The sequence below is a fragment of the Bradyrhizobium agreste genome, from assembly GCF_016031625.1.
Lineage (GTDB): Bacteria > Pseudomonadota > Alphaproteobacteria > Rhizobiales > Xanthobacteraceae > Bradyrhizobium > Bradyrhizobium agreste.
In genome coordinates, this window is sequence record NZ_JACCHP010000038.1 from 13,470 (window position 1) to 34,639 (window position 21,170).

A 21,170-nucleotide genomic window follows, 5' to 3' on the forward strand; every position below is an offset into this window, starting at 1 on the left:
TACGAGCACGATAGGGCCAGGTTTGATGAGGGGAGAGCGCATCAAAATGCGAAAACAACCCCATGCACAGTAGCTAAGTGCTTCTACCATAAGGCTCCGCTCTGCATCGGCGGAACGCGCCCAGTGGGGCTGGTGGCCCAGGATCGTGATCGAGTACAGCTGCTCTACGTCACGCCGCGTGTCTCGACGACGTCCCTCCGTTTGACCCGTCGGGCAAAACAGTGGCATGATGCCAACTTCGGAAAATCCGTTGCGAGGACGGCTGTTGGTCGGACGCGCGGCGAGGAGCTTGCATATCCGTAATCGGCCGGGGGCGCCAGCCTCGGCCGCTAACGTGGAATTAATTCAGAATGCTCACAATTTGAGGCAGTTGTGTAAGGGTGCTGCGTACAAGGACTCCTCGCGAGGACGTTCCAGGGGCGGCTGCCTGTTGCTCGCTCATTGGGGTCCATGCACGTGACCACGACATTCGAAACGGCAAGCTTTGCCGAAGAGCTCGACGCCGTCGCACTGGCCGACGCCGCGGCAGCGCAGCAATCCGAAACTCCCGAAGCCACGGAGCCGGTCAAGCGGTCCAGCCGCAAATCGATCACGGCCTTTGCGCTCTGTGCGCTGGCCATCAACGGCGCGGCGGCCGTGCTGCTGTCGCTGCGACAGAGCATCACGGACGAGCGGATCGATGTGAAGAAGATCTCCTCGCAGCTGTCGACCCTGATGGCAAAGGTCGATGCGCTGCAAAGCACGATGATGTCGGACGTCACGTCGTCCATTCGAAGGTCGAATGCCCGCTACGGATTTCCCGCGATGCGCAAGCGGGTGACGCGAGAGGTCCAGCCGCTGGGACCCGTGTCGGTGGGCGGCGCCCCCCTGACCGTGCCAGCCGCCACGCCGGATAGCTGAGGCGCGTAAAGCTATTTGCCAGCGAGCGACTGCATCGCTTCCAAGAGGCGTTCAAGCCCGAATGGTTTCTGGAGCATGATGCTGCCTGACACCGGACGCGGAGCGGCGTGCGTGTAGCCGGTGGCGTAGATCACCGGCAAGCGCGGGTTGGATTCCCTGCACTGGATAGCAACATCCCAGCCCGTCAGCGAACCTGCCAACCTGATGTCAGTGAACAACAGATCGGGCGCGGCTTCGGCACAAAGCTGAAGCGCAAGTTCACCGCTATCAGCTTCCATGACCTCGTGCCCGTGCGTCTCCAGGATGTCGACCACCACGTCCCGGATCAGGTCTTCGTCTTCGGCTACAAGAACCCGCAAGTCGTCCTCCAGTCGCGCTCTTCGTCCACGACGTGAGGACCCATGCGCAGAAAACGTCGTGCCGGTTGGTTGGGGCTGCCTCGCCAACTCGGCCGACGAGCCAGCCAGACTCAAGCTGGAACAGAGCCCTTTGTTCCTGCGTACCTGTTGAGCCACGCGGCTGGTTACGGTTCTGGTCGCGGCTTCAGCAACCCGCCCGCAGCTTAGCGATCGCCTGGGCCGGCGGAATGCAATCGTTCAGTTGCCGGGCCTTGGCCTCCAGCCGTATTCCTGATGCGAAATCGTGGCGGTGATGTCGGCCTCTTTGTCTGCCGAGAGGCGCCAGGCTGCCACTCCGAAGCACAGCGTCAAGATCAGCGCCGTCGCAAGCAGAAGCATCGAGACGAAATGGCTCACGCGCGTCACCAGCGGTTGGAAACTACAAGAGAGCGAACACGACATGCCGATTCGGAAAATACAGACGCGCTGACCTAAAGCCTGATTTCCACATCAAGTCACACAGGACCAAAGGCACTCACGATGCCGATCGTGATCGGGACCAGCGCGACGATTGTCCATAAAGCGGGCGAGCTGGAAGATAGACCGGCGAAAAAGATGAAGACACCGAAGCCCACGAGGGCCGCCGAGATGGCATAGGCGAGCGCTCTTTCCATCGTTCGATCCACGAGGAAACGGGATGGATTGCGCCTGTAGGACTCACCGCCGGTCGAAACGTTCCTGTGCTCATCTGGATCGGCGGTGCATCAGCATGTTTGGAGCTCCGCTCACCATGCCGACCACAACTGCAGCTCCGAGCTGGAGACACAAAATCACGTCTGCGCCAAAAAGAACGTACAGGCAATGTGCGAAAGCGAACGGAAGTGATTGCCGAATTTTCCTAGTCTTTGGTGGCTTTGGCCTTGCCCCAAAGGTCCAAGCACCTCCAGCGGCCCCGGCCTCCCCACCCCAAAAGCCCCCCACGGTCGGGGCCGTCATTGGCGCTATGCCCGATCTACGATCCCGCCCAAAGCCGGCGCGTCCAAGCGTTCGCGCATGGCCCTGAGTAAATTCGCATTGCACGACCTGCGACAGCCGCACAACGCTTTCCACAGGAACCGGCTGCTCGCGAGTGCATTTCCTCGATTGCAAAGTTTTCCCTGTTATCTCGGTCGGCTCGGGGTGATGGAGGGGGCGTACAATGGGCAGTTGCGATCATCGCACCGCTGTTCTGAAACAGCGTTTCGACAAGCTTGCTTCTGGGCTTTCCGAATTGAAGGATTTGCGCTCGCGCGTGATCGCGGCCGAGCAAATGCAAGAGAGGCATAGTCTCGAGGGCAAACCGCCCCCGGCAATTCACAAGGGTGGCAAGCCTAAATCGCGATCAGCAGAAACCGATCGGCCAAAGAGGCGCTAGGCGCGGCCCCGGTTCACGCTTCAGAAACAAGGGCCGCTGCTCTGGAGCAGCGGCCCCACCGGGTTACAATAAATCCGAGATGAAACTTGCCAGCCCCGGTAACGACATGGTTCGTCCCGGAAGGATGTTCCTGCATCAACAAATGTGAATCCAAGGGAACGGCCCCAGGCGTTCTGGGTCCCAAACGATACCGACCAGAATTGAATTTCCCGAGGTGGAGGGCAGAACCGGATTGGGACGAGAAACTAGTCTGTTCGCTTTGGACCGCTCACCTTCACGCTGGCGGCCTAGCCGGTTGGGAGAACCGTCACTGCCGGCGCGAACCGTTCTGAGAATGTTGCGGCCTTTGCATCCCGTGCCGCGGAAAGTGCGGCCGAAATAAACGTCGAACATCCGATGGTTGCCAGCGCAAGGAGAGCCGCACCGAAAATCAGGCTACGCATTCCACCCTCCCTCAACGGGCGTTACCATCACAGCATCGCATTGCATTGTTTCAGGTTCGCTTCGTTGGGCGCCTAAAATGGCTTCGTACACGCGGCCGTGAATGCGCTGAACCAGCATCGCGGAGGGTAAGGGGCCGGACGCCAAGGTGAGCGATGCGATCACGGAAGAGGTGAAATACTATTTCGAAGACGAGGACATATCTCACGTCTGCGCGAACATGAGCGAGATCCAGGTGCGGCGATTGCCGGTCCTCGACCGGAACAATCGTCTGGTCGGGATCGTACCGCTCAGCCATCTGGTGCGCCACTCGGCAGGAACGGCCAAGGCACTTCATGGAATCGCGCGGCCGAGCCACCAGCGCAACCAGAGCTTCGCATCGGCTTAGGCCGTAGCGCGCATGGGCAGCGTGGAGCGGCCGACGCGCACGAGCGCTGTGAACCGCATCAAGGTCAATGCGGCACGTTCAAGTCCCGCCACCAACACAACCAACAACGGCGGCGTGACGACCACCGGCTTGGTGATGGCGGACACGATCTTCCAATGGAAATGCCCCGAGTCTAGCGGATGAGAGCTCGTCCGCGCCGCTACTGGCAACGTGTTCGGGACGACCTATTGAGCGCTCGGCGGCCGGAGGCCACAGGCGAACCGTGACTGCTTGGCGTCAATTTGCTCGATGACGCACTGGTGGTACCTGATGTCAGCCTCGAGCACGTAGAGCTCGGCCCAGCATTTCAGCAAGAGTCCGATACCCGCGAGAAGAGCGAAGAACATCGCAAGGTTTTTTGATGTCTTGGCGCATTTCGCTGGACATTCCCAGTCGCTTCCCAAATGCAAATTTCTGGGAAGCAAAACGGAACATATCGGCTCTTAAGTCTCTGATTTTGCTGGTGAGCGCGCTGGGGCTCGAACCCAGGACCCCGTGATTAAAAGTCACGTGCTCTACCGGCTGAGCTACGCGCTCCCATGACCGCTGATGGCTTTTGACGCGGTCGCCATCGTGTTCGGACATTCGAGAAGCATGTCTTGCCGCTTCGCCAAATGCGTCGCGGGGAAAACCGGTTGTTTCCGGATCATGCCTTCGGCCCGGGCTGTGTAGGGGGACGGGACGCTGAGGTCAATAGTGCGGGTGGTTGCCGAAGATCGCGGCAGAGCGGGGATTTGCTCAGGGTCTCCGTCGCTTAAGACGAAAAGCTCAACCCGATTGGCGCCGTCATCCACGCTGAACTGCAGCGGTCGCCGGAAGAGTTCGGCCTTGCATGGTTCGAGACGCCCGCTTGGGCGGGCTCCTCACCATGAGGGTCTAACATCTCGCCGCGGGCTCGACCTCATCCTGAGGGCCCGCCGCAGGCGGGGGTCTCGAAGGATGCGCCGTGGGCGAAGGCGGCGTCAGTTCGTCTCCCGCCGGACCTCGGTCGGCACCGGCTGCGGCGCGCCCACCGGGGGCAGCGCGACTGGGCGGAGGCCGATCAGCTCGGCGGTCCGGATCGCGCTGTCGCGCCAGAACTGGAACGAGTTGATGCGGCTGAGCTCGAGGATGGCAATGGCGACGGCGGCGAGGAACGGCAGGCTCTGCAGCACCAAGACGCCGGCGAAGATGTAGATCTCGGTGATCCGGCTGAAGCTGTTGGAGGCGATCAGGACGCCGGCACCGACCAGGAGCAGGGTGCCGATCACGGCTTCCCAGAACGCCTGGAACTCGATCGACATCCGGGACAGGCCGCCCTTGGAGGTGCGGGCGAAGGCGATGTGCTCGGTGATCAGGCCCTGCGCCACCGCGCGCGATACCGTCCATTGCACGCTCATCGCCGCGATCATGGCACCCAGCATCTGGCCGGGCCTGATGGCGACGCGGGCGCGGTACATCCAGAGGAAGTGCACCAGCGAGACGATGAAGGCGCCGATGATCGGCAGCGTCAGGATCTTGTCGGGAATGGCGATGTCGGCGAAAGCGACGATCGGCACCCAGACGAGGTTGAGCAGCGCCACGACCACGCCGAGGCTTTCGGCGCCGAGCCAGTTCAGCCAGCCGAGACCGTATTCGCGCTTCTGGTCGGGCGTCAGCCGGCTCGCGCCGGGCAGGAAGCGGCGCCAGTGCTTCTTGACGATCTGCAGGCCGCCATAGGCCCAACGGTGCCGCTGCTTCTTGAAGGCCTCGTAAGTGTCCGGCAACAGGCCCGCGCCATAGCGGGTGTTGGTGTAGTGGGTGGTCCAGCCGAGCTCCTGGATCGCAAGGCCAAGATCGGAGTCCTCGCAGATCGTGTCGCTCGACCAGCCGCCGGCCATGTCCATCGCGGCGCGGCGGATCAGGCACATCGTGCCGTGCACGATGACGGCGTTGAGCTCGTTGCGCTGGACCATGCCGATGTCGAAGAAGCCGGCATATTCGCCGTTCATGATGTAGTGCATGATCGACAGGTCGCCGTCGCGATGCTCCTGCGGCGCCTGCACCAGGCCAACGCGCGGGTCGGCGAAGGCGGGCACGAGGTCCTTCAGCCAGTCGGGCTCGACGACATAATCGGCATCGAGGATGCCGATGATCTCGGCATCCGCCGCGGTGCGGTCCATCGCGATGCGCAGCGCGCCGGCCTTGAAGCCTTGCACCTTCTCGGCGTTGATGAACTTGAAGCGTTCACCGAGCGCGCGGCAATGGTCCTGGATCGGCTGCCAGAAGGCAGGGTCCGGCGTGTTGTTGATGATGACCACGCATTCGTAGTTCGGGTAGTTCAGCCGCGACAGCGCATCCAGCGTCTGCTTCAGCATCTCGACCGGCTCGAAATACGCCGGGATATGGATCGAGACCTTGGGGCAGTAATTCTCGGGCACGTTCTCGACCGGCTTGTCCTTGGTGATCAGGCGCTGCGGCGGCCGGCCGAAGGCGACCGCGGCGATCTCGTCGATGCGCGCCATCGCGATGAGGACCAGCGGAACAAGGAGGATCATGCCGAGCGTCAGCGCGAAGGCCGAGCCGAACAGGAAGTAGTGGCCGTTCCAATAGGCGAACACGGTCGCGGCCCAGGCGCCGACTCCGTTGGCGGTCGCCGACAGCAGGAAGGCCTGCCTGGCGGTCGCCTTTTCGATCCGCAGGATCGGCAGCGACAGCAGCACGCCGACCAGCAGCGCGATGCCCATCAGCTTCCAGTAGTCGGGGTTCTCGACCGGGCCGGTCCAGGCGAATTTCGGTTCGCTGCTGGCATTGAGGACGCCCCAATACGGGCCGACGCCGCCTTCGAAGAATTTCCAGGGCCGATCGATGGCTTCGACGATGTTGTAGTCCATGCCGAGCGCTTCGGCGCGGGTGACGAAGTTGCGCAAGGTCAGCGCCTGCTGGAACGGACCTGGGTCTGCGTTGCGCAAATTATAGCCTGCGCTCGGCCAGCCGAACTCGGCGATCACGATGCGCTTGCCCGGGAACTGATTGCGCAGGAGGTTGTAGCGGTCCACGGCCTGGTCGACGGCCTGATCCGAACGGAAGTTTTCCCAATAGGGCAGCACGTGCGCGGCGATGAAGTCGACGCTGGAGGCGAGGTCCGGAAAATCGCGCCAGATGTTCCAGATCTCGCCCGTCGTGACGGGAACGCGGACCGCGCTCTTGACCTTCTTGATCTTATCGATGAGGTCCTCGACCTTCTGCTCGCCGCGGAAGATCACCTCGTTGCCGACCACGATGCCGATCACGTTGCTGTTCTTGCGGGCGAGCTCGATGGCGGCCTTGATTTCCCGCTCGTTGCGATCCTCGTCCTTGTCGATCCACGCGCCGACGGTGACCTTGAGGCCGAACTCGGCGGCGATCGGCGGCACCAGCTCGCTGCCTTCCGTCGCGGTGTAGGACCGGATCGCTCGCGTGAGGGTCGAGAGCTTCTTCATGTCGGCGCGAATCTTGTCGGGGTCGACATTGAGGTCGACGACATGGCCCGGTTCGAACGGCGTATAGGACAGGCTCGGCAGCAGGCCCTTGAAATCCGGCGCAGGTTCCCTGTCGCGCAGGACTCCCCAGATGCCTGCATGGAGCGCAGACACGAGCAACAGAACGGCGGCGACAACGCGCATCGCGGCTAAACCAATAGGGGCTGAGGTGGCAGGGAAGCGGATCCGACCCCGAGATCCGACCGTGTCCGCGGCAAAGGAAGCATACCTCTGCCGCGCGGTTTCACAACTGTCATGGCCTCATGTCCTTATGAGGGCATGGCCTTTCGAACGACGCGCGGCAGTGCCAAGCGTCTCTATGGCCGACCGTTCCTGAACGGCAGCTGAAACGGGCGGCTGCTATTTCGCCGGGGTCGGGGACGGGCTTGCCGCAGGCGAGGGACTCGCGGCCGGCTGCGGCTGCGCATTGGCAGCTGGCGCTGCCGGCTGGGAGGCCGCCGCGGCCGCCGCCTGCTGCGGCTGGGCGGCCGGGTTGAGCCAGCACGCGTGCACACGGCTATCCAGGGTTTCGGCCACCTTGGGATCGATCTGGCCGCCGAACCGGGTCAGGCAGCGGAATGCCGCCTGGATGTGGCCGCCGGGGCAGCCGAAGCGGTCGTAGAGGTCGAGATGGCGGAACGCGGTATCGAGGTCGTCCCGCCACATCAGCCGCACCACGCGCCGGCCGAGCCAGACACATTCGGGATTGCCAGCCGGGCCGTTGATGACCTGGGCGGCCTCCGCGAATTCGTCGGTGCGACGCTGATTCTGGGCGGCGTCCTTGGCGGCATCGGCGGGCTGGGCGGCCGCCTTGCCCTGGTCGGCCGGGGCCGGCGTGCCGCTCTGGGCGAGGGCGCCGCCAACACCGATCAGAACGAGCAGGGAGGAGACGGCCAAGGTGGCGGCGAACTGCCGCAGGACCGCATTTCGTAACTCGAACACCCGTTGCCGCATGAATTCCCCAATGTATCCGCTGGCCGTCCGCGTCAGGAGGTCCGCGGACGCGCTAGCTGATGGCGTCCAAATGGGTCTCCAATGCGGCGGAAAAGTCTTTGGGAGTCCATGACCTGTATTTCGAATTTTGTCCAGCAAAGTCACGATGCTAGATCACGGTCGAACCGCCGCAGGTAAATTCCTTGGGGGCGCAACGGATCCGCCGGGCGTGCCCCCTTGGCAGACGGCGTGCGAGAAGGTAATCGACGGCCCTTCGCGGAGGACGGAACCGATTTCTCTTCGTACGCCACTGGCGCTTCTGCTCGTCTCACTGGGTGCGATCGCTGCCGTGTGGTGGTGGCTTGCCACGCCGATCACGCTCGCGCGCGCCCCGATCGATCCTGCCGACAAGGTTCAATGCGTCTCCTATGCGCCGTTCCGCGGCGAGCAGTCGCCGCTGGACGCATGGACCCAAATCGATGCCGACCAGATCGAGCAGGACCTGCGCCAGCTCAAGGAGATCACCGACTGCGTCCGCACCTATTCGATGGAGAACGGGCTCGACCAGGTGCCGGCGATCGCCGCCAAGGTCGGCGGACTGAAAGTGCTGCAGGGCATCTGGCTCTCCAGCAACCGCACCAAGAACTACGAGCAGGCCGGGCTCGCCATCCGCCTCATCAAGCAATTCCCCGACGTCATCACCGCCGTCATCGTCGGCAACGAGGTGCTGCTGCGCGGTGAGATGACGACGGCGGACCTCGTCTCCCTCATCCGCCTGGTGAAGACCCAGGTCAGCGTGCCCGTCACCTATGCCGATGTCTGGGAATATTGGCTGAAGAATCGCGAGGTCCATGACGCGGTCGATTTCGTCACGATCCATATCCTGCCTTACTGGGAGGATTTCCCCATCAAGGCGAAGTTCGCCGCCGCCCATGTCGAACAGATCCGCGAGCGCATGGCGGTGGCGTTTCCCGGCAAGGAGATCCTGATCGGCGAAACCGGCTGGCCGAGCCAGGGGCGCATGCGCGACGGCGCACTGCCCTCGCGCACCAACCAGGCGCGTGTCGTCTCGGAAATCCTGAGCCTTGCGAAGGCGCAGAAGTTCCGCGTCAACCTGATCGAATCCTACGACCAGCCGTGGAAGCGCAGGCTGGAAGGCACCGTCGGCGGCTATTGGGGCCTGTACGATTCGGTGCGCCGGAGCCTGAAATATCCGCCGGGCGAGCCGATCAGCAATTTCCCGTACTGGAAATGGTACATGGGCGCCGGCATGGGGCTTTCCGTGCTGGTGTTCGCGGTCGCGCTGATCACGTTGCGCCGCCGGCCGTGGACGCCGCGCTTGCCGGCCTGGCTCGGCGTCGGCATCTCGGCGACGACGGCCGGAATCCTGCTCGGGATCGGCGCCGACAAGATGTATTACGAGAGCTACGGGATCGGCGGCTGGCTGCTCTGGGGCGTATTGCTGCTGGCCGGCATCCTGTCGCCGATCTTCTGCGCGCAGGCGATGGTGATCGGCCGCAGCCTGCCGACCTTTCTCGACCTGCTCGGCCCGCGCGAGGGCCGGAAATGGTCGAAGCTCACCGCGGTGCTCGGCCTGACGCTGGCGATGACGGCGGTGATCGCTTCCGCCACCGCGCTCGGCTTCGTGTTCGACCCGCGCTACAAGGATTTTCCCTACGCCGCGCTGACGATGGCGGTGGTGCCGTTTGCGCTCTTGATGCTGAACCGGCCGCAGATCGGCCAGCGTCCGATCGCCGAAGCGGTGTTCGCGGGCGTGCTGGCGCTGTCGGCCGTGTACGTGCTGTTCAACGAAGGCCGCGACAATTGGCAGTCGCTGTGGACCTGCGCGATCTATCTGTTGTTCGCCCTCACGCTGTGGCGGGCGCGGGCCGCGCAAAGCCAAGAATGAGCAGGCCGATCGCAAGGCCCGAGAGCACGACATTGTAGAGCACGATGCCGAGGCCGGCGGCGATGAGGCCGACCGTGAGCAGCACGATCGAGGGCCGCATCAGGTTCAGCGTCGCAACCACCAGCGCCACGATGCCGAACACCGAATTCTTGAACAGCACGGTCGAGACCGACCGTGACTTGCAGACCAGGGTCTGAAGCCCGGCGTCGCAGGCGAGCGCGACCTGTGAAAACTCGATCGCGAGATAGCGCACGTAGAGCGCGCAGCCGACGGTGACGAATCCGACCACGAGCAGGAACTGCACCTGGTAGGGCGTGAGGCGGAAGGGCTTCTTTGTCATGGCGGCAATATGGTCGGGAAGGCGCGGCCAGGCAACAGGGCAGGGTAGGTTTCTGTTGATCCGGCGGGGACCTGGCACCGTCCGGGAACACGCGAGCATCCCGCTGGTTCTCAACATGTGTTGCCAAACGCATTGCCGTCCGAGGAGTGAGGCATGGACAAGCCGACGCAGGAGCAGCTGAGCGAGCTCAAAAGGCTGAGCAAGGAGGCGCGGGTTGAGGATTGGTCGGAAATCGTCCAGTCCAAGGACGAGGCGGAGATGCGCATCCGCGACTTGAAAGAAAAGGCGCGCATGGAATAGGTCACCGCCTGCACCAAGGCGATCAAGGGCGATCAACCGCGACCTTGCGTGTTCCGGCTCTGCTCCGCCAGCCGGCGCTCGTATTTTTCAGCCAAGGCGAGCAGTCGCTTCCTGATGTGGGGATCGGCCCGCTCAGCCAGTTCGCGGATCAACGCGAGTTGCTCCCGCAGAAAGTTCGCGTCGGTCATCTCCGCTCCGAATCGAATTCGCCGCGGATAGTGCCTGCTTACGCGAACCTCTTCCGTATCATTTGGTATGTTCCGCAAGCCGATATCGGTCAATACGCCGGCAACAACGCAAGCGGCTTCGAGCGGACGGATCGGCCTATCGCCTGAAGAACGACGACAGCGTCGAGGTCGCCGACGCAGTCTCCGGCTTGGTCGGCGCCGGCTGCGCTGCAGGCGGGGGCGCGGGCTCCTCGCGCTTGGACCGTTTCGACGAAGTGCTGCGGCGACGCTGCGGCTTCTCGGGCTTTGCGTTCGGCGCGGGCGCGGTTTCGGCTTGCGGCGCGGCGTCCTGGCTCTTCTCGGCGCTCTTGTCCTGGCCCCTGTCTTGAACCCTCTCTTGAACCTTCTCCTGGGACTTCTCTTGTGCCTTGTCCGGCGTCTTGTCGGAGCCGCGCATCGACAGGCGCTGGCCGTCGAACACGGTGGTCTCGCAGTGACGGTCGCTCTCGGCGAGGCTCGCGCAGAATTTTGCGGCGGCGGCGGCATTAACCAGGGGGCCCGCGCCCAGGCGGAGCTGCATGCCGAGGCCGGTGTTGCCTTCCTTGATCATGATGATCGGCCGCAGCGCCGCGATCTCCGGGTTGGACTTGGTCACGCCGCGCCAGAGCGCGCGCAGGCCGTCGATCGAATTGGCGCCGCCGAGATCGATCGCAAAGCGCGTCTGCTGAACGGCGATGGCAGGGGATTCGCTCTCGGCTGTATCAGGCGGCTTTGCTGCCGCCACGATTTCGGCCGCGGCGGGTGTCGGCTCGGCCTTCTTCTCGGCGGCCTTCTCTGCCGCTTCGGGTTGAATCAGCTTCGATGCGGCCGGATCCGGCGGCGCCATGAGCGACTTGGAGGGCACCAGCGGAATGCTCGGCAACGCCGAAGTCATGGCCGGATTCTGTTGCACGAGCGAGGCAGCGGCCGCGGTCTGCGGCGGCGGGCTCGGCGGCTCCTTCAACGTTTCCTTCTGAGCATCCTTCTGCGTATCCTTGGCGGCTTCGCCGCGCGGCTTCTCGCTCGTCGCCGTCGAGGCGACCGGCGCGATGCTGGGCGCTGCGGCCGCTGGTGCTACGTCCTGCGGCTTCGGGCCCGACGGCGGCGTGGCGGCTTGCTTTGCAATGGCGCCGGTGACGGAATCGAGCCCTTGCTCCAGCACGGTGACGCGCGAATACAGCCGGTCGCGGTCGCTGTTCAGCGTCTCGATCGCGGCGGCGAGCCGGCGCGCTTCGTTCTGGCTCTCCTTGCTCAGCTGCTGCAGCCGGTCGGCCTGGCGCGCGAGATCCGCGGACGCAACCTGATCGCGCCGCCAGCCGAGCTGGGCCTGGTTGGCCATCACGGCAATGACGACGGCGCCGACAGCCGCGACGCCCCACGAGCCCAGCCGCCACATCATGCTCCGGTCGAAGGCGCTTTCCTCGGCCAAAAGTCCGGAGAACAGCCCGCCGGTCTCCTTGGTGGAGAAGGCATCCGCCAGTGGGTCGGAATCCTTTGCCATGAATATTAAGCGCCCAGCCCCGTCCGGCTTCCCCGAATCAATCAGGGAACATTAACAGGAAAAGCGCGCCGCACTTGAATTCCGGGCGTTTGCGGGGGTAGCAAGGCGATGGCTTCCGAGGGCCTTGCGGCCTGTCCGCGCCAATTTGATTCGGCCATAGCTGTCAGGATTTCGATGACTGCCCGTTCCAGCCTTACGATCGTGCTCGCCGCCGGCGAAGGCACGCGCATGCGATCGAGCCTGCCGAAGGTGCTGCATCCGGTCGCTCACCAGAGTCTGCTCGCCCACGTGCTCGCCGCCGCCCCCAAGGGAACCGGCACCTCGCTTGCGGTCGTGATCGGCCCCGATCACCAGGCAGTCGCGGATGAGGCCAAGCGTATCCGTCCCGACGCGCTCACTTTCGTGCAAGCCGAGCGGCTCGGCACTGCGCATGCGGTGCTGGCGGCGCGTGAGGCGATCGCGCGCGGCGCCGACGATCTCCTGGTCGCGTTCGGCGATACGCCGCTGATCTCGGCCGAGACCTTTGCGCGGCTGCGCGCGCCGCTCGCCCGCGGCGCCGCGATTGCCGCGCTCGGCTTTCGCGCCGCCGATCCGACCGGCTACGGCCGCTTCATCGTCGAGGGCGGCCGCCTGGTTGCGATCCGCGAGCAGGCCGACGCCAGCGCGGACGAGCGCAAGATCGATTTGTGCAATGCCGGCGTGATGGCGATCGACGGCCGCCGTGCGCTCGACATTCTCGGGCAGATCGGCAATGCCAATTCCAAGAGCGAATATTATCTGACGGATGCGGTCGAAATCGTCCGCAGGCAGGGATGGGAGTCGGTGGTGATCGAGACCAGCGAGGACGAGGTGCGCGGCATCAACACCAAGGCGCAACTCGCGGAAGCGGAAAGCGTGATGCAGGCGCGCTTGCGCAAGGCGGCGATGGAGGCCGGCGTCACGCTGATCGCGCCGGAGACGGTGTATCTGTCCGCAGACACCGTGTTCGGCAAGGACGTGACGATCGAGCCGTTCGTGGTGATCGGCCCCGGCGTGTCGATCGCGGACGGCACGGTGATCCACTCCTTCTCGCATATCGTCGAGACCACGCTCGGCAAAAACGTCTCGATCGGCCCCTATGCGCGGCTGCGACCCGGCACCTCGCTCGGCGACGGCGCGCGCATCGGCAATTTCGTGGAGACCAAGGCGGCGACGCTGGAGGCCGGCGTCAAGGTCAACCATCTCTCTTATATCGGCGACGCCAATGTCGGCGCCAATTCCAACATCGGCGCCGGCACGATCACCTGCAACTACGACGGCTTCAAGAAGCACAAGACGGTGATCGGGCAGGGTGCCTTCGTCGGCACCAACTCCTCGCTGGTCGCCCCGGTGACGATCGGCAAGGGCGCCTATATCGGCTCGGGCTCGGTGATCACGAAGGACGTACCCGACGACGCGATGGCGCTTGAGCGCAATCAGCAGACCATCCGGGAAGGTGGCGCGGCGCGCTATCGCGAGATGAAGACCGGCGGCAAGAAGCTGGAGACGTGAGCGGCGCTATTCGTCGTCGGCGAATTCGGAGAAGATCGCGCGGGTCAGGCGCCAGCCGCGCGGCTTGGCGCGCTTCACCGGCTCGCCTTCGGGATGCTTGATGAAGAGGGGCTTGTTTTCTTTGCCGCGGAGCGGCGGCGGCCAATGCGCAAGGTGCGTGCCCGTGGTCTCGCTGGCGTGCAGATACATCGACGACAGACCCTTGCGGTCGGACGAGCCTTTCATGACCTTGTTCTCCTGGCCGGAATCGTTGGCCAAAAGTGTTGACAACGAGTTAACGCGCGCGGTTTAAGGCCGGCTAATTCGACGCAGGCGAAGCAGAAGTGCGGTCCGGTGCTGTCTCAATCAGCAATAATTATTGAGTATCTGGTTCCCTGGGATTTTCGCTAAAAACCGAGCGCGTCGTTTAGGCGATTTTTCGACGATTTGGGGGATAGTGATCCGCATGTGCGGGATTGTCGGCATTCTCGGGCGCGATCCGGTTGCAGAGCAATTGGTGGATTCGCTCAAACGTCTCGAATATCGCGGCTACGATTCCGCGGGCGTCGCCACGCTCGAAGGCAAGCACCTGGAGCGCCGCCGCGCCGAGGGCAAGCTGAAGAATCTGGAGAAGCGGCTCGAGGCCGAGCCGCTTCTGGGCACCACCGGCATCGGTCACACCCGCTGGGCCACGCACGGCAAGCCGACCGTCAACAACGCCCATCCGCATGCGACCGAGCGCGTCGCCGTGGTCCACAACGGCATCATCGAGAATTTCCGCGAGCTGCGCGAGGAGCTCGAGGCGAAGGGCACGGTGTTCCACACCGAGACCGACACCGAGATCGTGCTGCATCTCGTCGACGATTTGCTCACGTGCGGCAACAAGCCCGTGGAAGCGGTGAAGCTGACGCTGGCGCGCCTGCGCGGCGCCTTCGCGCTCGGCTTCATCTTCGCCGGCGACAACGACCTCATGATCGGCGCCCGCAACGGCCCGCCGCTGGCGATCGGCTACGGCGACGGCGAGATGTATCTCGGCTCGGACGCCATCGCGCTCGGCCCGTTCACCGACACGATCAGCTATCTCGAGGACGGCGACTGGGTGGTGCTGACCCGCAAGAGCGCCACGATCTTCGACAAGGACGGCAACGCCGTCCAGCGCGACAAGATCAGGCACGCTGCCTCGACCTCGCTGGTCGACAAGGCCAATTACCGTCACTTCATGGCCAAGGAGATCCACGAGCAGCCGGAAGTGGTCGGCCACACGCTGGCGCGCTACGTCGACATGGCGACCGAGCGCGTCGCGCTGCCGGTCGAGCTGCCGTTCGACTTCAAGACCATCCAGCGCATCAACATCACCGCTTGCGGCACCGCGAGCTATGCCGGGTTCGTCGCCAAATACTGGTTCGAGCGCTTTGCGCGCCTGCCGGTCGAGGTCGATGTCGCCTCCGAATTCCGTTACCGCGAGGCGCCCTTGCGCAAGGGTGATCTCGCCGTCTTCATCTCGCAATCGGGCGAGACCGCCGACACGCTGGCGGCGCTGCGCTATGCCAAGGCCGAGGGCGTGCACACGATCGCGGTCGTCAACGTGCCGACCTCGACGATCGCGCGCGAGAGCGAGACGGTGCTGCAGACGCTGGCGGGACCCGAGATCGGCGTCGCCTCGACCAAGGCGTTCACGTGCCAGCTCATGGTGCTGGCAAACCTCGCGATCGCGGCCGGCAAGGCGCGCGGCGAATTGTCGGACGAGGACGAGACCAAGCTCGTCCACGGGCTGGTCGAGGTTCCGCGCCTGATGGCCGATGCGCTCACGAGCGAGCTCCAGATTGAGAAGCTGGCGCACCGGATCGCCAAGTCGCGCGACGTGCTCTATCTCGGCCGCGGCACCAGCTTCCCGCTGGCGCTCGAAGGCGCGCTCAAGCTGAAGGAGATCTCCTACATCCACGCCGAGGGCTATGCCGCCGGCGAGCTCAAGCACGGGCCGATCGCGCTGATCGACGAGACCATGCCGGTCGTCGTCATCGCGCCACATGATCGCGTGTTCGAGAAGACCGTCTCCAACATGCAGGAGGTCGCCGCGCGCGGCGGCAACATCATCCTGATGACCGACGCCAAGGGCGCGGCAGAGGCGACCGTCGAGTCCCTGGTCACCATCGTTATGCCCGATATGGCGGCAGCCTTCACGCCGATGGTCTATGCCGTCCCCGTGCAGCTGCTCGCCTATCACACGGCCGTCGTGATGGGGACCGATGTCGATCAGCCGCGCAATCTCGCGAAATCGGTGACCGTGGAATAGGCAATAGGGATATCGGTCGGCTGCAGTCTTCCAAAACCTGCTAGAAGACCCTAGCTTGTTTGTAGCGACCGACCTGGAACCCGAATGACCCCCCGCGACGACGCGCCTGCGCCACTTGATCCCGTTCCGGAACCGCATACCGGCCTGATGGGCCGTTTTCGCAATTATTTCCTGACCGGCCTCGTGGTGACGGGGCCGATCGCGATCACCCTCTATCTGGTCTGGTGGTTCGTCACCTGGGTCGACGGCGTGGTACGGCCGTTCGTGCCGCTGGCCTATCGGCCGGAAACCTATCTTCCTTATGGCGTTCCCGGCTGGGGATTGATTGTCGCATTCTTCACGCTGACGCTGGTCGGCTTCCTCGCGGCCAATCTGATCGGCCGCACGCTGGTCGATGTCGGCGAAACCTTTCTCGGCCGGATCCCGGCGGTGCGCGCGATCTATCGCGGCCTGAAGCAGGTGTTCGAGACGCTGTTCTCGGGCAAGGGCTCGAGCTTCCGCAAAGTCGGCCTGGTCGAATTTCCTTCGCCGGGCATGTGGTCGATCGTGCTGATCTCGCAATCGCCGAACGAGGACATCTCACGCAGCCTGCCGGGGCAGGAGGAGCATGTCTCGGTGTTCCTGCCGTGTTCGCCGAACCCGACCACCGGCTTCTTCTTCTATGTCCCCAAGAGCAAGATCATCGAAGTCGATCTCACCGCCGAGGACGCCGCGACGCTGATCATGTCGGCCGGCGTCGTGCAGCCGGGCTCGACGCCCGATCCGAAGAAAGCGGCCGCGCTTGCGGGCATGGCGAATGCCGCGCGTATTGCCAATGCCTCCACGCTCCGGCCCGAGCCTGCGAAGGCGGAGTAGGGCCATTCCGTCGCGGGATGGCCCGCGTTCACGCGGGCGCATTCGTCCTCTGCTAGTCTCACGTCGAGCCGAGCGCCTCGCTCGCGTTCGAGCTGGAGTGCACGATGTCCAAAACCATTGCGATTCTCGCCCCTGGCGCCATGGGCAGCGCTGTCGCCCGCCGTCTCAACGAACATGGTGCGCGCGTGCTGACGTCCTTGAAGGGGCGCAGCGAGGCGACGCTGAAACGCGCGGCAGACGCCGGCATGGTCGGCGCCGAGGACGAGGCGATCGCGGACGCCGACATCATCCTCTCGATCGTGCCGCCGGGTGAAGCCGTCGCGCTGGCCGAACGGCTGGCGTCGCTGATCGTCAGGCGCGAGAAGAAGCCGGTGGTCGTCGACTGCAACGCGGTGAATGTCGATACCGTGCAAAGGATCGAGGAGATCATCGGCTCGGCGCAGGCGCCGTTCGTCGATGCCGGCATCATCGGCTTTCCGCCGCAGCGAGGGGGCAAGAGCCCGGCCTTCTACATGTCGGGTGAGCACGCCAAGGACGTCGCCGTCCTGAAGGATCTCGGCCTCGACGTGCGGATCGTCGAAGGCCCGGTCGGCGCGGCGTCGGCGTTGAAAATGTCCTATGCCGGCATCGTCAAGGGCCTTGCCGGCATCGGCTCGGCGATGGTGATCGCGGCCACGAAAGCGGGCGCGGCCGATGCGCTCCGCGACGAACTCGCGCTCAGCCAGCCCGCGATTTTGGCCCGGCTCGAAGTCGCGCTGCCCGACATGATCCCGAAGGCCTATCGCTGGGTCGCCGAGATGCGGGAGATTTCCGGCTTCCTCGGACCCGATCATCCGGCCAGCCAGATCTACGAGGGCTTCGCGAGGTGGTTCGAGCACCTGGCGGAGGATGCGAAGGGGGAGGCGGCCGACGTTGCGTTGATGAAGGCCTTCGCGGCGAGCATCGCGCGCAAGCAGACCCTGGGGCGCCTGCTCTGATGCTGCCATGTCCTGGCAGCATGGCGTAGTATGCCTCGCCCGAGGCTCGCTTATGTCCCGCTCGCAACGACTGCTCGACCTGATTCAGGTGCTGCGCCGGCATCGACGGCCGGTCGCGGGCGCCGCGCTCGCCGACGAGCTCGGCGTGTCGCTCCGCACGCTCTACCGCGACATCGAGACCTTGAAGGCGCAAGGGGCGCACATCGACGGCGAGGCCGGCGTCGGCTACGTGCTGCGGCCCGGCTTCATGCTGCCGCCGCTGATGTTCAGCGAGGAGGAGATCGAGGCGCTGGTGCTCGGCTCACGATGGGTGGCGGAACGCGCCGATCAGCCACTCGGCGATGCCGCGCGCAACGCACTCGCCAAGATCGGCGCGGTGCTTCCGGACGACTTGCGCACGAGCCTTGATGCGTCGAGCCTGCTGATCGGCCCGGGCGAAGCGCTCGCGGCGGGTGATACCGAGCTCGCATCGATCCGCGACGCGATCCGTGCCGAGCGCAAGATGCAGATTGCTTATGCCGACGGCAAGGGAAGTCCATCGCGGCGCACAATCTGGCCGTTCGCTCTCGCCTTTTTCGATCGCGTGCGCGTCGTCGTCGCCTGGTGCGAGCTTCGAGACGGCTACCGGCACTTCCGGACGGACCGCATCACGGCGTTGAAATCGACGGCTAAACGCTATCCACGACGGCGCGCCGCGCTGTTGAAGGAATGGCGCGCTCTGGAGGGCGTGCCGGAGCAGTGATTGGCGTCGACGCTGCTGACATAAACTGACAGCATGCCGAGCTATAGGTTTCTGCGTCGCGCTCACGTCACCGAGCGCCGAACGAGGGGACCTCACATGCCAGACTTCAGCTTCCTGTTGCTCCATGTCGAAAGCCCGGCGGCAAGCGCCAAGTTCTACAACGAGTTGCTGGGTATCCCGATCATCGAGCAGTCGCCGACCTTCGCCATGCTGCCGTTGCGGGACGGCGTAATGCTCGGCTTGTGGTCGCGCGCCACCGCCGAACCGAATACCGCCGGACAGCCCGGCGGCAGCGAAGTGGCGTTTACGGTGAGCGATGCGGCCGCCGTGGAGGAGACACACACGGCCTGGAAAATGCGCGGACTTGCCATTGCCCAGGTGCCGACCCGGATGGACTTCGGCACGAACTTCGTCGCGCTCGATCCTGATGGTCACCGCTTGCGCGTGTTCGCGCCGGAGGCTGCATGAGCCCGCGGAGCTGGCATGCTTGGTCTATCCCGCCCCAATCAGCGGAATGGCCTCATCCCGCTCGTAGAGATACAGCAGGCAGCGCAGCGCCTCGCCGCGCTCGCCTTTCAGCTTCGGATCCTCCTTGAGGATCCGCAGCGCCTCGTCTCTGGCTTGAGCGATGAGCTGGCCGTGCACCACCGGGCGCGCGATGCGGTAGCCGGGCAGGCCGCTCTGGCGCACGCCCAGCACGTCGCCTTCGCCACGTAGCTTCAGGTCCTCCTCGGCGATGCGGAAGCCGTCCGTGGTCTCGCGGATCACTTTCAGCCGCGCCTTCGACATCTCGCCGAGCGGCTCGCCATAGAGCAGAATGCAGGTCGACGCGTCCGAGCCGCGTCCGATGCGGCCGCGCAGCTGGTGCAGCTGGGCAAGGCCGAAGCGTTCGGCGTTCTCGATCACCATGATGGTCGCGGCCGGCACGTCGACGCCGACCTCGACCACGGTGGTGGCGACCAGGAGGCCGATCTCGTGCGCCGCGAACTGGGCCATCACGCGGTCCTTCTCGGTGCCCTTCATCTGGCCGTGGACGAGGCCGACGCGGTCGCTGAAACGCTTTTGCAGGGTCTCGAAACGCTTGGTCGCATTGGTGAGATGCTCGGTGCCTTCCGCCTCGGATTCCTCGACCAGCGGGCAGATCCAGTAGACCAGCTTGCCAGCTTCGAGCGCGCGGCCGACGCCGTCCATGACCTCGCTGATGCGGCTCATCGGCACGGCGCGGGTATCGATCGGCTGGCGGCCGGCCGGCTTTTCGCGCAGCTCGGAGATGTCCATGTCGCCGAAATAGGTCAGCACCAGCGTGCGCGGGATCGGGGTGGCGCTCAGCACCAGCACGTCGACGGCCTCGCCCTTGGACGTCAGCGCGAGCCGTTCGCGCACGCCGAACCGGTGCTGTTCGTCGACGACGGCGAGCGCGAGGTCGCGGAAGATCACATCGTCCTGGATCAGTGCATGGGTTCCGACGAGGAGATCGATCTCGCCCGCGGCGAGCTGGCTTATGAGCTCGCGCCGCTCTTTTCCCTTCTCGCGGCCGGTGAGGATCGCGACCCGCATCCCCGCGCGCTCGGCGAGGGGGGCGATGGTCTTGATGTGCTGGCGCGCCAGGATCTCGGTCGGGGCCATCAGCGCGGCCTGCTTGCCGACTTCCGCCACTGCGGCGGCCGCGAGCAGCGCCACCACGGTCTTGCCGGAGCCGACGTCACCCTGCAGCAGGCGCAGCATGCGCACCGGCTGCTTGAGATCTTCGGCAACCGCCGCCGCAGCGTTGCGCTGTGACGGCGTCAGCGCGTAAGGCAGGGCGTCGATGATCTTGTTGCGCAGATGTCCGTCGCCGGCATTGCGCACGCCGGCGGGGCGGCGCAGCTGTGCGCGGATCAGGGCGAGCGCGAGCTGGCCGGCCAAGAGTTCGTCGAAGGCGAGGCGCGACCAGAACGGCCGGTCGGGCAGGATGTCGGTCAGCTCGACCGGCTGGTGCACGCGGTTGAGCGCTTCCGCAATCGGCGGGAAGTTGCAGCGGCGCAGCACCTCCGGGCTGAGCCATTCCGGCAGCGTGGGAAGCTTCAGCAGCGCCTGCGCGATCGCGCGGCGGAGCGAGCCGAGCGCGAGCCCTTCCGTCAGCGGATAGACCGGGTCGATTCCCGACAGCTTCGAGATCGCCTCCTCGTCGAGCACGCGATCGGGATGCACGATCTGCGGGATGCCGTCGTACATCTGCAGCGTGCCGGAGACGTAGCGCTTCGCGCCCATCGGCAGCAGCTTCTCGACATAGCCCGGCTTGGCGCGGAAGAAGGTCAGCACCACGTCGCCGGTATCGTCGCTCGCATAGACCAGATACGGCGCGCGCGCGTTGCGCGGCGGCGGTGGGCGATGGCGATCGACGGTGACCTCCAGCGTCACCACGGTTCCCTGGGCCGCGTCGCGGATCTTCGGCCGGGCGCGGCGGTCGATGACCTGGCTCGGCAGATGCAAGAGCAGATCGACCAGCCGCGGCGTCTCGCTGCGGCCGAGCAGGTACTGCAGCAGCTTGTCCTGCTTCGGACCGACGCCGGACAGGCTGGTCACGGGAGCAAACAGCGGATTAAGCAGGCTGGGGCGCATTCTCG

21 protein-coding genes and 1 tRNA gene are annotated in these 21,170 nt (G+C 64.8%); 10 read left to right on the top strand and 12 right to left on the bottom strand.

Features of this window, described 5'->3' with window-relative positions:
- Positions 1 to 450 precede the first annotated feature (450 nt).
- Positions 451 to 900, top strand: coding sequence for a hypothetical protein (locus HZZ13_RS34880; RefSeq protein ID WP_197963962.1), 450 nt, complete (start codon positions 451 to 453; stop codon positions 898 to 900).
- A gap of 11 nt (positions 901 to 911) precedes the next feature.
- On the opposite strand, the gene HZZ13_RS34885 is transcribed toward HZZ13_RS34880, so the two are convergent.
- From HZZ13_RS34885 to HZZ13_RS34895, 3 genes are all read right to left on the bottom strand, one after another.
- The gene (locus HZZ13_RS34885; RefSeq protein WP_197963963.1) at positions 912 to 1,259 is read right to left on the bottom strand and encodes a response regulator; all 348 of its coding nucleotides are present in this window, start codon (positions 1,257 to 1,259) and stop codon (positions 912 to 914) included.
- 237 nt (positions 1,260 to 1,496) lie between these two features.
- Positions 1,497 to 1,655: a hypothetical protein gene (locus HZZ13_RS37055; protein ID WP_246504685.1), complete on the bottom strand. Its 159-nt coding sequence runs from the start codon at positions 1,653 to 1,655 to the stop codon at positions 1,497 to 1,499.
- Positions 1,656 to 1,753: 98 nt separating this feature from the next.
- A complete protein-coding gene (locus HZZ13_RS34895) occupies positions 1,754 to 1,912 on the bottom strand; it encodes a hypothetical protein (RefSeq protein WP_197963964.1) in 159 nt (52 codons plus the stop codon).
- Positions 1,913 to 3,241: 1,329 nt separating this feature from the next.
- On the opposite strand from HZZ13_RS34895, the gene HZZ13_RS34900 reads away from it, so the two are divergent.
- Positions 3,242 to 3,481, top strand: a complete 240-nt coding sequence (locus HZZ13_RS34900) for a CBS domain-containing protein (RefSeq protein ID WP_311972968.1) — start codon at positions 3,242 to 3,244, stop codon at positions 3,479 to 3,481.
- Here HZZ13_RS34900 and HZZ13_RS34905 read toward each other — a convergent pair.
- From HZZ13_RS34905 to HZZ13_RS34920, 4 genes are all read right to left on the bottom strand, one after another.
- Entirely contained in the window at positions 3,478 to 3,627 is a 150-nt protein-coding gene (locus tag HZZ13_RS34905) for a hypothetical protein (RefSeq protein WP_197963965.1), read from the bottom strand. The genes HZZ13_RS34900 and HZZ13_RS34905 overlap by 4 nt on opposite strands.
- Positions 3,628 to 3,981: 354 nt before the next feature.
- Positions 3,982 to 4,057: transfer RNA gene (locus HZZ13_RS34910), tRNA-Lys, on the bottom strand.
- A gap of 425 nt (positions 4,058 to 4,482) precedes the next feature.
- Positions 4,483 to 7,143 carry a glycosyltransferase gene (locus HZZ13_RS34915; RefSeq protein WP_197963966.1) on the bottom strand — a complete coding sequence of 887 codons (2,661 nt, stop codon included), beginning with the start codon at positions 7,141 to 7,143 and terminating at the stop codon, positions 4,483 to 4,485.
- 216 nt (positions 7,144 to 7,359) lie between these two features.
- Positions 7,360 to 7,953 (bottom strand): beta-1-3, beta-1-6-glucan biosynthesis protein, encoded by a 594-nt coding sequence (locus HZZ13_RS34920; protein ID WP_197963967.1) that lies wholly within the window; start codon positions 7,951 to 7,953, stop codon positions 7,360 to 7,362.
- A gap of 328 nt (positions 7,954 to 8,281) precedes the next feature.
- Between HZZ13_RS34920 and HZZ13_RS34925 the strand changes: the two genes are divergently transcribed.
- Positions 8,282 to 9,841, top strand: coding sequence for a glycoside hydrolase family 17 protein (locus HZZ13_RS34925; protein WP_311972970.1), 1,560 nt, complete (start codon positions 8,282 to 8,284; stop codon positions 9,839 to 9,841).
- Here the strand turns inward: HZZ13_RS34925 and HZZ13_RS34930 are convergent.
- Positions 9,801 to 10,181, bottom strand: a complete 381-nt coding sequence (locus HZZ13_RS34930) for a hypothetical protein (protein ID WP_036012544.1) — start codon at positions 10,179 to 10,181, stop codon at positions 9,801 to 9,803. The two genes, HZZ13_RS34925 and HZZ13_RS34930, sit on opposite strands and share 41 nt — an antisense overlap.
- Before the next feature lie 153 nt (positions 10,182 to 10,334).
- On the opposite strand from HZZ13_RS34930, the gene HZZ13_RS34935 reads away from it, so the two are divergent.
- On the top strand, positions 10,335 to 10,481 hold the full coding sequence (locus tag HZZ13_RS34935) for a hypothetical protein (protein ID WP_197952427.1): 147 nt from the start codon (positions 10,335 to 10,337) through the stop codon (positions 10,479 to 10,481).
- Between the two features lie 32 nt (positions 10,482 to 10,513).
- On the opposite strand, the gene HZZ13_RS34940 is transcribed toward HZZ13_RS34935, so the two are convergent.
- Together HZZ13_RS34940 and HZZ13_RS34945 are read right to left on the bottom strand one after the other, a co-directional pair.
- Complete coding sequence (locus HZZ13_RS34940; protein WP_197963968.1) at positions 10,514 to 10,669, bottom strand: hypothetical protein; 156 nt, start codon at positions 10,667 to 10,669, stop codon at positions 10,514 to 10,516.
- Positions 10,670 to 10,805: 136 nt separating this feature from the next.
- A complete protein-coding gene (locus HZZ13_RS34945; protein ID WP_197963969.1) occupies positions 10,806 to 12,188 on the bottom strand; it encodes a hypothetical protein in 1,383 nt (460 codons plus the stop codon).
- A 174-nt stretch (positions 12,189 to 12,362) separates the two neighbouring features.
- Between HZZ13_RS34945 and glmU the strand changes: the two genes are divergently transcribed.
- Positions 12,363 to 13,718 carry a bifunctional UDP-N-acetylglucosamine diphosphorylase/glucosamine-1-phosphate N-acetyltransferase GlmU gene (gene glmU / locus HZZ13_RS34950; RefSeq protein WP_197963970.1) on the top strand — a complete coding sequence of 452 codons (1,356 nt, stop codon included), beginning with the start codon at positions 12,363 to 12,365 and terminating at the stop codon, positions 13,716 to 13,718.
- Positions 13,719 to 13,724: 6 nt separating this feature from the next.
- On the opposite strand, the gene HZZ13_RS34955 is transcribed toward glmU, so the two are convergent.
- A complete protein-coding gene (locus tag HZZ13_RS34955) occupies positions 13,725 to 13,943 on the bottom strand; it encodes a hypothetical protein (RefSeq protein ID WP_197963971.1) in 219 nt (72 codons plus the stop codon).
- A gap of 220 nt (positions 13,944 to 14,163) precedes the next feature.
- On the opposite strand from HZZ13_RS34955, the gene glmS reads away from it, so the two are divergent.
- From glmS to HZZ13_RS34980, 5 genes are all read left to right on the top strand, one after another.
- A complete protein-coding gene (glmS, locus tag HZZ13_RS34960; protein ID WP_197963972.1) occupies positions 14,164 to 15,990 on the top strand; it encodes a glutamine--fructose-6-phosphate transaminase (isomerizing) in 1,827 nt (608 codons plus the stop codon).
- Between the two features lie 84 nt (positions 15,991 to 16,074).
- Positions 16,075 to 16,845: a DUF502 domain-containing protein gene (locus tag HZZ13_RS34965; RefSeq protein WP_197963973.1), complete on the top strand. Its 771-nt coding sequence runs from the start codon at positions 16,075 to 16,077 to the stop codon at positions 16,843 to 16,845.
- A 104-nt stretch (positions 16,846 to 16,949) separates the two neighbouring features.
- The gene (locus tag HZZ13_RS34970) at positions 16,950 to 17,822 is read left to right on the top strand and encodes an NAD(P)-dependent oxidoreductase (protein WP_197963974.1); all 873 of its coding nucleotides are present in this window, start codon (positions 16,950 to 16,952) and stop codon (positions 17,820 to 17,822) included.
- Positions 17,823 to 17,874: 52 nt separating this feature from the next.
- Entirely contained in the window at positions 17,875 to 18,564 is a 690-nt protein-coding gene (locus HZZ13_RS34975; RefSeq protein WP_197963975.1) for a helix-turn-helix transcriptional regulator, read from the top strand.
- 96 nt (positions 18,565 to 18,660) lie between these two features.
- Positions 18,661 to 19,032: a VOC family protein gene (locus tag HZZ13_RS34980; RefSeq protein WP_197963976.1), complete on the top strand. Its 372-nt coding sequence runs from the start codon at positions 18,661 to 18,663 to the stop codon at positions 19,030 to 19,032.
- A 24-nt stretch (positions 19,033 to 19,056) separates the two neighbouring features.
- On the opposite strand, the gene recG is transcribed toward HZZ13_RS34980, so the two are convergent.
- A complete protein-coding gene (recG, locus tag HZZ13_RS34985) occupies positions 19,057 to 21,165 on the bottom strand; it encodes an ATP-dependent DNA helicase RecG (protein WP_197963977.1) in 2,109 nt (702 codons plus the stop codon).
- Positions 21,166 to 21,170: the final 5 nt, after the last annotated feature.

Bases quoted from the DNA above. Each gene is read 5' to 3' on its own strand.
- HZZ13_RS34945 (WP_197963969.1), bottom strand. From the start codon at position 12,188: ATGGCAAAGGATTCCGACCCACTGGCGGATGCCTTCTCCACCAAGGAG.
- HZZ13_RS34920 (WP_197963967.1), bottom strand. From the start codon at position 7,953: ATGCGGCAACGGGTGTTCGAGTTACGAAATGCGGTCCTGCGGCAGTTC.
- HZZ13_RS34935 (WP_197952427.1), top strand. From the start codon at position 10,335: ATGGACAAGCCGACGCAGGAGCAGCTGAGCGAGCTCAAAAGGCTGAGC.
- HZZ13_RS34895 (WP_197963964.1), bottom strand. From the start codon at position 1,912: ATGGAAAGAGCGCTCGCCTATGCCATCTCGGCGGCCCTCGTGGGCTTC.
- HZZ13_RS34980 (WP_197963976.1), top strand. From the start codon at position 18,661: ATGCCAGACTTCAGCTTCCTGTTGCTCCATGTCGAAAGCCCGGCGGCA.
- HZZ13_RS34940 (WP_197963968.1), bottom strand. From the start codon at position 10,669: ATGACCGACGCGAACTTTCTGCGGGAGCAACTCGCGTTGATCCGCGAA.
- HZZ13_RS34915 (WP_197963966.1), bottom strand. From the start codon at position 7,143: ATGCGCGTTGTCGCCGCCGTTCTGTTGCTCGTGTCTGCGCTCCATGCA.
- HZZ13_RS34975 (WP_197963975.1), top strand. From the start codon at position 17,875: ATGTCCCGCTCGCAACGACTGCTCGACCTGATTCAGGTGCTGCGCCGG.
- glmS (WP_197963972.1), top strand. From the start codon at position 14,164: ATGTGCGGGATTGTCGGCATTCTCGGGCGCGATCCGGTTGCAGAGCAA.
- HZZ13_RS34930 (WP_036012544.1), bottom strand. From the start codon at position 10,181: ATGACAAAGAAGCCCTTCCGCCTCACGCCCTACCAGGTGCAGTTCCTG.
- HZZ13_RS34955 (WP_197963971.1), bottom strand. From the start codon at position 13,943: ATGAAAGGCTCGTCCGACCGCAAGGGTCTGTCGTCGATGTATCTGCAC.
- HZZ13_RS34970 (WP_197963974.1), top strand. From the start codon at position 16,950: ATGTCCAAAACCATTGCGATTCTCGCCCCTGGCGCCATGGGCAGCGCT.
- HZZ13_RS34965 (WP_197963973.1), top strand. From the start codon at position 16,075: ATGACCCCCCGCGACGACGCGCCTGCGCCACTTGATCCCGTTCCGGAA.
- glmU (WP_197963970.1), top strand. From the start codon at position 12,363: ATGACTGCCCGTTCCAGCCTTACGATCGTGCTCGCCGCCGGCGAAGGC.
- recG (WP_197963977.1), bottom strand. From the start codon at position 21,165: ATGCGCCCCAGCCTGCTTAATCCGCTGTTTGCTCCCGTGACCAGCCTG.
- HZZ13_RS34880 (WP_197963962.1), top strand. From the start codon at position 451: ATGCACGTGACCACGACATTCGAAACGGCAAGCTTTGCCGAAGAGCTC.